The following is a 13,344-nucleotide window of genomic DNA, read 5'->3' as shown; positions in this document are numbered from 1 at the left end:
TCCTGATAGTTTGGCCTACAATAAATATTAATATTTTTTCTGAATCTAAATCATAATTTTTGTTATCTTGTCTGATATCTTCCCATGTTTGGCTTTAATTTGATTCGATAAGAATTTTGTTTCTTGTACTATTTAGATGTACCTGAAATGTCGTTCTTAATAACGTTTTAGTACTTCTTTTCTTCATTTAAGAAGAAATTCATATCAAATTATTTTAAAGGTAAAAAATAATGACTAATAAAACACTTACAGCAGAGCAAGCAAAAAAAGCAGCAGAAGTAATTCAAGACCTTAATGAAACAGAAAGTTCAGATCTTCTTGAAGATGTTGCTGGTGGCGCTCAAGAGCAAGACCAAGTTTCTTGGAGCATCAGCTACAGTACTGCGTCTTCGCCAGTATAAGCTGAAAGCATAACAAGGTTCCTCGGAACCTTGTTTGTTATACGTTTTTTGAATAAATCAATAATAATATCGGCAAGAAAAGGGTATCTCACACATGCTAAATCAAAAACTTTGGGACGGGGTCAATATATTACTAGATAACTATGCACATGTTGAAAAAGAAGATGTCGTAGTTATTGTATATGCTCCTGATTCTATAGAAGCAACAGGTTGGATTTCTACAGCGTTAGAACAAAGAGGGATCTCAGCGAAGCTAGTCAGAACAAAACCCCTTACCGATAATGAATTCTCAGCTAAACTTGAATCAATTTTACCTAAAGTTAATAGCCTAAAAGGCAAGCTCGTTATTATCACATTAGAACGCGATACTATGTCAAATACGACTGAGCTAAGAGAAGCGATGAAACAGTATCCCGATGATAAATGTATTATTGTTCGTGCTATGAGTGAAGCATATGGTTTCTTTAATTATGGTATTCAAGCCGACCCTCAAGAGCTTTCAGCAAGAAATACAACTATTTTAGAGCGTTGTATGGGCGCTAAGCATTTACATCTAACCAGTGAAAGTGGCTCAGACCTTCATATTGAATTAAGTAAAGAGCATAGATGGATAAGTAACAGAGGTATATTTAGACCAGGGAATTTTCTTATATTACCAGCAGGTGAAGTTGCTACGTACCCTGGAAAAATAAGCGGTACATTAGTCGCAAATTTTGCTTTGCATATTAATATGATTACTAAAATTGATACGCGTCTAAATGAGTGCCCGGTAACGATAGAAATAAAAGACAATAAAGTGATTAGTTATCACTGTGATAACCCTGATATTTACGAAATCATTGATAAAAGCTTTAATAAAGAAAATGCTAAAAATGTTGGTGAATTAGGTTTTGGCACTAATTATGGTGTTGATATTGCTGTTCCTGAAAACTCGCATGTTAATGAGCGCAGACCTGGGATCCATTTAGGTTTTGGTCAGCATAATCAAGGAGGAATAATTGATTATCATTGTGACGTTCATATGGATTTAATTGCTAAAGGTGGTTTAGTTTGGATTGATGATGATCCTGAACCGATAGACATGGAAAATATAAAACCTTCTGTGAATGCACATCCTGAACGTCTTTACGATGAAGATGTGTTTGCTCCTGGTACTAAAGCTGATAGTGATGATTGTTGTGGTGTAATTTGCCCTACAAAATAAAGCCTATTTTATAAATTTAATGTGGGGTACTGGATATTAATTTTCAGAGCCTCACTTTTTGTAATTTATAATAAAGGGTTTGTTCATTGTGACTAAATTATAAAATTGAACAAATAACGATACCCTTCCTTATTTTTATAACGTTAAGTTGTTGTATGAAAAACATAAAAATAGTTGAAAATTGCCAGCCAGATGAAATTAGTGAATATATAACTCTTTCAGAAGAGCCTATTCTCCTTAAAGGTTTAGTTAAAAACTGGCCTGCTGTGAAGGCCTGTAATAAATCAGTAGTCGAAACTGTTCAGTATTTAAATTTTTTTTATAAAAATGCAGATTTAGATGCACTTATTGGTGAGCCTGATATCAAGGGGCGTTTTTTTTATAATAAAGATAATAACGGTTTTAACTTTACTCATACTCGTACCAAACTCACTACAATTTTAGATAATATACAAAAATATCAAAAAGATGATACTCCTCCTGCTTTTTATATAGGGTCAACGGCTATCGAATCATGTTTACCTGGGTTTAAAGATATTAATGATCTGGTAATTCCTGGAACAGAATCAACAACGAGTATTTGGATTGGTAATCAAACAAGGGTTGCAGCGCATTATGATGAACCTGACAATATTGCGTGTGTTGTGGCAGGAAAAAGGCGATTTACATTATTTCCACCAGCACAAATTAAAAACCTTTATATTGGTGGTTTAAACAATGGTCCTGGTGGACGATCTATGAGTTTAGTGGACTTTGATGCCCCTGATTATGATAAGTATCCAAATTTTAAAACGGCATTAGAACATGCACAAATTGCTGAATTAGAACCCGGTGACGCTATATTTATACCTAGTATGTGGTGGCATCAAGTTGAAGGATTAGAAACTTTAAATATATTGGTTAATTACTGGTGGAACCAGCAAGCTAAATATATAGGTTCACCTTACAGCGCTTTTAAGCATAGTTTAATGACGATTAAAGATTTACCTAAAGGGCAGCGTGAATCATGGTTTGAATTATTTAAACACTATGTTTTTGATAATGATGAAGATAATTACAATCACATTCCGGATCATCAAAAAGGTATATTAAAAAAATTAGATAAAAACTCAGTGAAAAAATTAAAAGCTGACCTACTGAATAGTTTGAAATAGATATAAAGAAATCTGGAGTCGCATTTTTCAAATTAATTTAACTTATTGTTTCATAAATTAAAAATGTAATTGATATCTAAGTTAAAAATTCAGCCATAATTGATCTAGATTCAGCCATACGTCCCTAAAAAGTTGTTTAACTTTAACTCTCTTTGATATGGTTACGCTATAAAAATAAAAAAATTACTGATCTGTTTTGGTTCTTGTTAAAACTATTTTATTGAAAGGATATCAATAAAAAGGTTTTAACAAGAATATTCTCTATGAAAATATCAGTGAACTAATAATCTAATTTAATTAGGAATAAAGCTTGTGATGTTGTCAGAACATGGTTATCAAATTATAGATAATTTTATTTGCCAGGAATCTATTGAAGCTATTAATCGTGACATAGAGTTGCATGAAAAAATAAAAGATAGATATGGAATTGGGCATGCAGAAAAAACACTGTTGGCTGTTAATAATTATGTTTCAAGTCCTGAGTTTATTGAAAAAGCACAAAAATTTTTAGATGGTGATGTCGAAATAAAGCGTGCTATTGTTTTTAATAAAACAGAGGATAATAATTGGGCTATCGGTTGGCATCAAGACAGAGCGATGACAATTGATAACCAAGATGTTAAGCAGTTACCAGCTGAATGGATCAATAAAATGATCACTATATGTATACATTTAGATGATACTGATGAAAAAAATGGCTGTATGAAAGTTATGCCAAATACACATAAAATAGGTTTGTTAAGTCCATCAGAAATAAATGAATATACAGCTGAAAACCCTCAAGTTTATTGTGAAGGGCCTGCTGGCTCTGCTTTAGTTATGCGCTCTCATGTGATCCATGGTTCAGATATTGGTTCACAACCATCCCAAAGGCGCGTTTTACATTTAGAGTTATGCTCTCAATTTCCTTGTGAAATGCAATGGCCATATTCTGAATACAAAGGCACGACTTCTACATAAAAACAATTTATTTCACTTTTAGTTTAAGAGTTATGAAGCTCATAAGTTTAATATTGAGCTCAACTTTTTAGTTTTTTGAGTTATTTTTGTACCTTTTTTAATTGTTTGTTAAAGTGCTTTAACCTTATAACTAAGGAAGTTATACCTTTGAGAAATAATACATCTCGTTTTGTTTATAGAGCGCTATTTGCTGCTTCAATTTTAATGTTAATCACTGGTTGGTATCTTGGATATTCCAATGCTATCAAATATATAGCAAAAGATTCAGTTACTATCGTAAAAGTTGAAACTGGTGATTTTTCAATGAAAATAGAAGGTTATGGTACTTTACAGTCACTTAATAAACGTTTATTGACAGCTACGAGTAATGCTGTTGTTGATGAAATTAAACTGAAAGCAGGTGCAGCTGTTAATGCCAATACTGTGATTATGACTTTAAAAAACTCTAAGTTAGAAGGTGATCTTCGCCAAGCACTGGCTAAGTTGCAAAATAGTAAAACACAAAAGCGTCAAGCTGTTTTACAGCAGCAAAGAGAAATGTTGAATAATGAATCTAGTTTATCTGAACTAGAATCTGAAGCTGAAATATCGATGTTGCAAGTTGAGGCCGAACGTACGTTAGCTAAATCAGGAATCGTTTCAGGCATTAGTGCTAAGCGAAATGAATTAAGAGCTAAACAACTCATAAAAAGAGTAAAACTTGAAAAAAACAAGTTAGTTAAATTAACTGCTGTACATAAAGAAGCGCTTTCTATTCAAGATGATTTAATTGCTCAATCCCAAGAGGAATTTGATGTTGCTAAATACACGTTTGAACAACTTTCGGTTAAGGCTGGTATGAAAGGAATTATTCAAAGAGCATCATTAAATTTGGGGCAAAGTGTTGCTACAGGAACTGAATTAGCATTAATTGGCAGTTTATCTCCTTTAGTCGCTGAAATAAAAGTGCCTCAACTGCAAGCTCATATGGTAATTGCGGGCATGTCAGCTGAGATTAATACAGTAAATGGTCAAATAAAAGGTCGCGTTATTCGAGTTGATCCTGTCGTAATAGAAGGGGCTGTTCAGGTTGATATCCAATTGGTTAATAGTATTAATGAAGGTGTCAAACCGATGCAATTAGTTGACGCTATTATTATTGCCGATGTTAAAAAGGGTGTTCATTATATTAAAACACCTACCGGAGTTAATGAAAATTCTAGCGCCTTTTTATTTAAACTCATTGATGATAATCAAGCTTCGCGAGTAAAAGTTCAATTTGGAAAAATTTCAGGCCAGCTTATTCAGGTTCTTTATGGTCTACAGACTGGAGATCAAGTTATTACATCTAAACTTGAAATTGAAGAAGATACAAAACACATAATGTTAGGTAGCTAAAGATGAATCATGAAGTATTAAAAATAAAAAATATGATCAAATCATTTACCTCCGGCGACCAATTAAATAGGGTTTTAAAAGGTATCAGCTTTGTTATTTATGAAGGTGAATTTGTTTCTATTTCTGGGGCTTCTGGCTGTGGTAAATCGACTTTGTTAAATATAATGGGTTTATTAGATACAGCTGAAAGTGGAGAGTATTATGTTGATGGCTTACTCGTATCAGATATGAATGCAGAGCAAAGAGCTAAGATCCGTGGAAGTCGCATTGGTTTTGTATTTCAGTCATTTAACTTAATTGATGAGTATTCAGTTCTAGAAAATGTTGCCTTGCCTCTTAAATATCGAGGCGATAGTTTGAAGAAACGCTATGCACAAGCTCTAAAATGCTTAGAGAAAGTTGAGTTGGCTGATAAGGCTGATTTATTTCCATCTCAATTATCTGGTGGACAACAGCAAAGAGTCTCAATTGCGCGTGCTTTAGCGGGGGATTCAGGTGTTATATTAGTCGATGAACCTACTGGTAATTTAGATTCTAAAAATGGCGACGCGGTGATGGCGTTATTAAAGGATTTAAATAAGCAAGGAACAACAATCGTGCTTGTAACACATGATCCTCGATATGCTGATATGGCTCAGAGGAATATAAAATTACACGATGGCTTAATTGTATCATCAGAAAAATTGCAAAATGAGGTTGCATAAGAATGCTACTTCACTCAGCAATTCGTATTTTTAAGCAAGCAAAACAATATTATTTAACGATGATTTTGACGTTGGCAATTAGCCTGTCTATGGTACTAAGTGTTTTTAGTCTTGTTGATTTAGTTTTTTTTGCGCCCCTTCCATATGAAGACTCTGAAAATGTGTACTTGTTAGAAGGGAAAATACATTTGCCTGCAGGTGAGTTTGATGGCACCAATCCAAAGTTTTTAATGTATATAAAAAAACACAATTCGATTTTCACAGACGTTGCTAGTTACCACCGCTGGACCGATTATAAATTGTATGACAAAACACAAAGACCTGAGCTAAAAGTGATACTTGCTTCAAGTAATTTATTTACTTTATTAGGAGTTGAACCTGAACTCGGACGCTTATTTAATAAAACGGAAGCATCTGGCAATAAACAAGCCTCAGTGATTTTAGGTTATCGAGTATGGCAAACACAATATCAAGGAAATAAAAATATTGTTGGTCAAAAAATTCAACTGAATCAACGTCGATTTACTGTAATAGGTGTTGCGCCAGATAATTTGGTTTTACCACATTATAACAACATTAATAATGCACTATGGATCCCCATGGACATGGATGAAACCTACAATCCTAAAACATCAAAAGGAATTATGGGTGATCTTAAAGGCATAGCAAGACTAAAACCGAGTAAAGATTTACTTGGATACGATGAAGAACTTATAAAGCTTACCACTCGAGGAGCTGAGTTATACCTCCCTAAAATATTGAAAGAGTTTACCGTTAGCACTAAAGCGATTTCAATTAGAAAAGCTTTGCAAGGTGATAGTACTTATATTGTGATTATGCTGTTGTTTGGAGTACTACTGTTAATGATTATTGCATTAATTAATTTAACTGGAATGCAGCTGGCTCGTGCAGTTGCTAAAATTAAAACTCTTGCGATTAGTTTTGCTTTTGGCGCAAGTAATAAGCAAATATTAATCGATTCATTTAAGCATAATATGTTAGTTGTGAGCATTGCTGTTATTTTAGCATTATTGTTAACAAGTATTGGTTTTACAGCTATTGAAGTTCTCGCCACAGATTCTATTCAGCGATTAGATACTTTATCTATCAGTTTTAATACCTTAGTTTTTTCTTTTTTTATAGCCGCTTTGATTGCTTTGATTTATTCATATGTTGAGTTAAAAGTCGTTAATGAAAAAAACCTTACAACTAGTTTACAAAGTAGTGGTAAAGGGGTTGGTAAACAAATGAGTGCGGGAACGAGCCATTTATTAATAGGTTTACAAATTGCTTTCTCATTTGTTGTTTTGGTGGCTGCTTGCCATGTCGTATTTTTAACTCTATCTGAAGCATTAAGAGATAATGGCTTGGATACTAAAGATAAATGGTCTCTTACAATAAACTATTCTCAAATCAAAAAAAAATCAGAACGTAACAATATACATAAATCTTTAACTGCTCAGTTAGCTCAGCTCAGTTCAGTAAAAAGAATTGAACTGAGTTCAGAACCTAGATTGCCTGAAGGGCTTAATTTGCAACAAGTTTATGATGAAAATAATCAATATATTGCACAGACGAGAAAGATAGCAATTAGCTCTGGCTATTTACAAGATTTAAATTTAAATATTAGAGGTGAATTATTTAAACCAGGGGATAGTGAACTTAAAAATTACCCTGTGATCGTGAATCAACGCTTGGCGGATAAGATAGCGAATAATACATTTGATGTTATAAATAAAAAAATAAGTATTGACGGTAAGATATTTCATCCTGTAATTGGTGTTGTGGCTAATACCTATGTTCCAGGTGAAGTTGAATCTGAACGTTTTGAGGTATATACACCTCAAAGTTATGCTGGCAGGCGAATGAGTTCATTTTTAATAACGTCTGATAATAATGATGAGCTAGAACCTCATATTGTTGATATGGTAAAAAAAGTTGATACTAGATTAGATGTTGCTAACTTAATAACACTCAAAGATCAGTTTAATCATAAAAGAAAACGACACATGGCCGCGGCTTGGATTTCAATTTTATTGGCTTCAGTTTCTCTGGTTATGGTGTGCATCGGAGTCAATGGCATAGTGAATTATATGGTTAATGTTCGTCGTTATGATTTAGGTGTAAAACTCGCTATGGGAGCATGCCATAAACGTTTATTGAAAGAGGGCTTAACAGAGTTAATGAAACCAATTGCGATGAGCATCTTTTTTTCGTTCTCATTAATTTTTATGAGCATTGGTTATAGTAAAACTTTACCTGATTTAAATGTTAATCCCGAATGGTTTCTAATCGCGGCAATTTTAATTAGTTTTTGTATTTTATCTTTGTTAGTGAGTTACTTTCCCATACAAAAAATACTTGCAAAAGACCCAATCAAAGCTTTAAGAAATGAATAGTTTTTTATTTCGGACATATCAATCTATTTGATTTTTAGGCTTTGATACAGGTTTAAAATTTGTAATTAAAGAGTAAAAATACTAAAAATATTTGATAAATCAAAAGAAAATAAATTAAATAATAATTTTTCAATTAATTGAATAGTTATCAGTAACGTATGTTGAAAAACGTTTTTGTATGAAAATTACTCAACTTGTTAACTTTGATAAAACCTTATTTTTATATCCATACTTGACCCCGTAGGTTTATTTTTTAAACATGGACAAGGATAGATGTTATGAAAATCAGGACTAAGTTGTTATTGATGATGTCATCAATTGCAATAATACCGCTTATTTTATTAGCGAGTATTTTAAGTAATACATCAATTGATAGTTTATTTAAGTCATTAGAAGGAGAAAAAAAACAGGCTTTAGTTGCAGCTAGGGAGCAAAAAAAGCAACAAATACAAGAGTATTTTCAAACTATAGAAAATCAAGTCACTACATATTCAAATAATTTAATGGTTGTAGAGGCTGCAAAATCTTTTAATGATAGTTTTTATAAAACAACTATCACTGAGCCAAGTAAAAAATTAACCCAATATTATTTTAATCAATTTAACTCTGAATATAAAAAACGCAACCAACAAACGAATGCTGAAATACCTTCAATATTGGGTTTAATGTCAAAAGAGGCGTTTCATTGGCAAGAGCAATATATTGCTAAAAATAAGAGCCCATTGGGATCGAAAGATAGTTTATTTAAAGCCACTGATAATTCTGATTATTCAAATGCACACGATAAGTATCATGGTGCATTTAGAAATTATCTTAATAAGTTTGGTTATTATGATATTTTTGTAGTTGAGCCCAATACAGGGCATATTGTTTATTCTGTTTTTAAAGAGTTGGATTATGCAACATCCTTATTAACAGGGCCTTATGCTAATACAGAGCTTGCTCAGGCATTTAAAGTTGCCAATTCATTTACGCAAGCTGATCAGGTATATCAAACTGATTTTTCTCCATATTTACCTTCTTATTTAGACCCTGCCGCTTTTATAGCGTCTCCTATTTTTGAAAATGGTGAGAAAGTTGCAGTGCTGATTTTTCAAATGCCCATTCATAATATAAATGCCATTATGACTAGCTATGGAAAGTGGTCTGAAGTGGGTTTTGGTGCATCTGGTGAGACTTATTTGGTTGGTTCAGATCAGACTATGCGTAATCAAAGTCGATTTTTGATTGAAAATAAAGCGGCATATATTCAAGCCTTAAAACAAAGTGGTCAAGCGGTTGAAGCTAATATTATTGATGCTAAAAATACCTCAATCGGATTACAAAAAATTAATACTAAAGGAGTTAGTGAGGGGCTTAAAGGAAAGGCTGGCTTTGAAGAGTATTTAGATTATAGGGGAGAGCCTGTCTTTTCGGCTTATGCACCACTTAAAGTCGGTGGAAAAAACTGGGTAATACTAAGTGAAATAGATAAAGCTGAAGCTTTGCAGCAAGCATATTTATTAGAAGCAAAGATGTTTGATATATCGCTTTATATTACGATTGGTTTTGTCGTTGTTTCATTATGTGCTGGTTTATACTTTGCTCGCAGTTTAACAACTCCGTTAAATCATCTTATTGAAAACCTAAAGGCGATCGCAACAGGTGGTGCCGATTTAACACAGCAATTAGAAGAAGCTAAGCGTGATGATGAAATTGGTGAGTTAGGAAAAGCTTTTAATGTTTTTAATGAATTTATTAAAGATTTGGTTATAGAATTAAAACAAACTTCAGAGTGTATGGCTGCATCTTCAACTCAATTGAAAGGCAGTACCGTTGTTGCTATGGATGCTGCATCTCAGCAAAAAATGCAAACAGAAATGGTAGCGGCAGCGGTTGAAGAGTTTCATATGTCTATTAAAGAGGTCGCAAATAATACTGATCAATCATCTAAAACATCGGAAAATGCCGATACAATTTCTAAGCAAAGCGCTAATTTTGCCGAAGATGCCAGAATACAAATTGATAAACTAGTAAATGGTGTTGAGTCTGCATCCAGTGTTATCTCTATGCTAAGTGGTGAGGTCGATGAAATAAAAGTGATTTTGCGTGTAATTGATGAAATTGCTGAGCAAACCAATTTATTAGCACTCAATGCTGCGATTGAAGCAGCCAGAGCAGGTGAGCATGGTCGAGGGTTTTCTGTTGTCGCAGATGAAGTAAGGTGTTTAGCTGCAAGAACACAGCAAAGTACCGTTGAAGTTCAAAACCGCATGAATGCACTGGAGTCTGCAGCAGGAAAGGCTGTTAGTTCAATGGATAATGCAGCATCTATGGCACATTCAGGAATAGATTTAGTCTCTCAGGTCAGAAATAAACTTACCGATGTTGCTGATGTGATTGAAAGCTTGTCAGAAATGAATGCAACAATCGCTACAGCTGCAAACCAACAAAAATTTGCAGCTGACTCTGTTAGTGAAAGCATTTGTACCATAGATGATTATGCGCAATCTAATGCAGCAATAACTGAGCAAGTGAAAGCTTCTTCAGAAGAGCTTAATCAGTATGCAAATAATTTATCTTCTCTTGTTGGTCGCTTTAAGATAGCTTAAATTTTTTGTTCTTATTCAAACCGCTTAAATGTATTTGAGGTGCTGAGTCACCTAAAATGTATTGAGCGGTTTATTTTTTATTAAAGTTTTACTTATAAATTGCTCAAATAAACGCTAAAATATCTCCCCTTAAATTTTCACTGTAAGTATTTTTGTTATCTTTTTATGCCTATGGATAGGATAAAAGGGAATTATTTATTTTTATCTCTACTAATAAAAAATACCAGAAAGTGAAAAATCAATTAATTTTATAAAACAAAGTAAGAAGGAAATTGTTTTAATGTCTCTGACTACCGTTATTTTAGCTGCAGGTAAAGGCACTCGTATGCGTTCTGCTTTACCAAAAGTTTTACACCCAATAGCGGGTAAAGCTATGGTTGAACATGTTATTGATAAAGCTCGTGAACTAGGTGCAACTAAAACAAATTTAGTTTACGGCCATGGTGGAGAATTATTAAAAAGTACGATTCAAAATGAAGGCTTAAACTGGGTTTTACAGGATAAACAATTAGGCACTGGCCATGCAGTTGCTGTTGCAACTGATTTTATAGCTGATGATGATACTGTTCTGATTTTATATGGTGATGTTCCGCTTACTCGTAAATCAACACTTGAAGCTTTGCTGAATGTCTTACCTGAAAAAGGCTTGGCAATTTTAACTGTTGAATTACCCAATCCTTCTGGTTATGGTCGAATTGAACGTAGTGAAGGCAAAATTATTGGCATTGTTGAAGAAAAAGATGCAAATGATCACCAAAAAAGCATATGTGAAATAAATACAGGCATCATGGCCGTAAATGGTGGTTTACTTAAAAGTTGGTTGGAAAACTTATCAAATAATAATAGCCAAGGTGAATATTATTTAACTGATATTGTTGCTATGGCATATGCTGAAGGAATTGAAATTACTTCGGCTCAGCCAAGCGATATTATGGAAGTTGAAGGGGCTAATAACCGTGTTCAACTTGCTAATTTAGAGCGTGCGTATCAAAAATGGCAAGCTCAAGATTTAATGCTATCAGGTGCAACACTGGCAGATCCCGCACGAATTGATATACGGGGTGAAGTACACACGGGGCAAGATGTATTAGTTGATGTAAATGTTATTTTCGAAGGTAAAGTAACATTAGGCGACAATGTAAAAATTGGTCCTAACTGTGTGCTTAAAAACTGTGAAATAGGTGAAGGGGCAATCATTAAAGCGAATACTTTAATTGAAGATGCCATTGTAGGCCCGGCTTGTACCTTAGGACCATTTGCCAGATTACGCCCTGGAGCAGAAATGGCTGAAAACTCTCATATTGGTAATTTTGTTGAGATGAAAAAGTCTCGCTTAGGAAAGGGTTCTAAAGCTAATCACTTCAGTTATTTAGGTGATGCGCAAATTGGTGAAAAAGTAAATGTTGGTGCTGGCACTATTACTTGTAATTATGATGGTGTAAATAAATCAAAAACAGTGATTAAAGATGGTGCATTTATTGGTTCTAACTCTTCTTTAGTTGCTCCAGTTGAAATTGGTGAAAAAGCAACGGTAGGCGCTGGTTCTGTTATCACAGGCGTTGTTGCTGATAATCAATTAGCTATTGCTCGTGGCAAGCAGCGTAATTTAGATGGTTGGAAACGGCCAGTTAAAAAATAGCATATGTAAAACATAAAAAAACCTCGAGAATGCGAGGTTTTTTTATGTTTCTATTTTTAAATAAAATATTTAGCATGAAAGCGTAAATGGTCTTCAATAAAACTGGCTATAAAAAAGTAGCTATGATCAAAACCAGGTTGCATTCTAATCTCTAATGGATAATTTACTGTTTTAGCTGCTTCGACTAAAGCTTCAGGTTTGAGTTGCTCAACTAAAAAGTTATCTTCAGAACCTTGATCCACCAGCATGGGTAATTTAGCACCCGATTTTTGCATTAAAACAGTTGCATCGTATTCTTGCCAAGTTTCTTTGTCTTTCCCTAAATAACCAGTAAATGCCTTTTGACCCCAAGGGCAATTTATAGGGTTAACAATTGGGCTAAAAGCTGAAACAGAGCTAAAGTTTTTAGAATTTTTTAATGCTATCGTTAGCGCACCATGCCCACCCATAGAGTGACCACTAATCGCACGTTGTTGTGTTACTGGAAAGTGAGTTTCTATTAATTCAGGCAGTTCATTCACGACATAATCATACATATGATAATGACGGTTCCATGGGGCTTGTGTCGCGTTTACGTAAAACCCGGCACCTTGACCAAAATCATAACCTTCGTCATCTGCGATACCTTCACCTCTAGGGCTAGTATCTGGAGCGACAATCGCCATACCAAGTTCAGCTGCAATACGCTGTGCACCGGCTTTATGCATAAAGTTTTCGTCAGTGCAGGTTAAGCCTGATAACCAATATAAAACAGGTACTTTTTTACCTTGCGCTATTTGTGGTGGTAAATAAATAGCAAAACGCATTTCGCAATTTAAGCTAGTAGAAGTATGAGTATATTGTTTATTCCAACCACCAAAGATTTTATTGGAACTAATATTATTTAATGACATGTTGTAAACCTCTGAAAGGTTG

Annotated in this window: 10 protein-coding genes; 9 read left to right on the top strand and 1 reads right to left on the bottom strand. The window is 33.9% G+C overall.

Features of this window, described 5'->3' with window-relative positions:
• Window positions 1-230 precede the first annotated feature (230 nt).
• From BM088_RS27175 to glmU, 9 genes are all read left to right on the top strand, one after another.
• Window positions 231-401, top strand: a complete 171-nt coding sequence (locus BM088_RS27175; protein ID WP_177207991.1) for a hypothetical protein — start codon at window positions 231-233, stop codon at window positions 399-401.
• Window positions 402-495: 94 nt separating this feature from the next.
• Window positions 496-1,605, top strand: coding sequence for a 2,5-dihydroxypyridine 5,6-dioxygenase NicX family protein (locus BM088_RS08840; protein WP_091982887.1), 1,110 nt, complete (start codon window positions 496-498; stop codon window positions 1,603-1,605).
• A 155-nt stretch (window positions 1,606-1,760) separates the two neighbouring features.
• Window positions 1,761-2,759 carry a cupin-like domain-containing protein gene (locus BM088_RS08835; protein ID WP_091982884.1) on the top strand — a complete coding sequence of 333 codons (999 nt, stop codon included), beginning with the start codon at window positions 1,761-1,763 and terminating at the stop codon, window positions 2,757-2,759.
• Between the two features lie 315 nt (window positions 2,760-3,074).
• Window positions 3,075-3,719, top strand: a complete 645-nt coding sequence (locus tag BM088_RS08830) for a phytanoyl-CoA dioxygenase family protein (protein WP_091982882.1) — start codon at window positions 3,075-3,077, stop codon at window positions 3,717-3,719.
• A 147-nt stretch (window positions 3,720-3,866) separates the two neighbouring features.
• Window positions 3,867-5,096, top strand: coding sequence for an efflux RND transporter periplasmic adaptor subunit (locus BM088_RS08825; protein ID WP_091982879.1), 1,230 nt, complete (start codon window positions 3,867-3,869; stop codon window positions 5,094-5,096).
• 2 nt (window positions 5,097-5,098) lie between these two features.
• Window positions 5,099-5,800 (top strand): ABC transporter ATP-binding protein, encoded by a 702-nt coding sequence (locus BM088_RS08820; RefSeq protein ID WP_091982877.1) that lies wholly within the window; start codon window positions 5,099-5,101, stop codon window positions 5,798-5,800.
• Window positions 5,801-5,802: 2 nt separating this feature from the next.
• Window positions 5,803-8,199 carry an ABC transporter permease gene (locus BM088_RS08815; RefSeq protein ID WP_091982875.1) on the top strand — a complete coding sequence of 799 codons (2,397 nt, stop codon included), beginning with the start codon at window positions 5,803-5,805 and terminating at the stop codon, window positions 8,197-8,199.
• Window positions 8,200-8,477: 278 nt separating this feature from the next.
• Complete coding sequence (locus tag BM088_RS08810; RefSeq protein WP_091982873.1) at window positions 8,478-10,790, top strand: methyl-accepting chemotaxis protein; 2,313 nt, start codon at window positions 8,478-8,480, stop codon at window positions 10,788-10,790.
• Between the two features lie 280 nt (window positions 10,791-11,070).
• Window positions 11,071-12,429 carry a bifunctional UDP-N-acetylglucosamine diphosphorylase/glucosamine-1-phosphate N-acetyltransferase GlmU gene (gene glmU / locus BM088_RS08805; RefSeq protein WP_091982871.1) on the top strand — a complete coding sequence of 453 codons (1,359 nt, stop codon included), beginning with the start codon at window positions 11,071-11,073 and terminating at the stop codon, window positions 12,427-12,429.
• 56 nt (window positions 12,430-12,485) lie between these two features.
• Here the strand turns inward: glmU and fghA are convergent, their stop codons facing one another.
• Complete coding sequence (fghA, locus tag BM088_RS08800) at window positions 12,486-13,322, bottom strand: S-formylglutathione hydrolase (protein ID WP_091982869.1); 837 nt, start codon at window positions 13,320-13,322, stop codon at window positions 12,486-12,488.
• Window positions 13,323-13,344: the final 22 nt, after the last annotated feature.

Origin of the sequence: Pseudoalteromonas denitrificans DSM 6059 (assembly GCF_900112265.1) — a bacterium.
Taxonomy (GTDB): domain Bacteria; phylum Pseudomonadota; class Gammaproteobacteria; order Enterobacterales; family Alteromonadaceae; genus Pseudoalteromonas; species Pseudoalteromonas denitrificans.
Note: the sequence above shows the minus strand (reverse complement) of the source record. Positions and strands in the feature narration are given on the sequence as shown.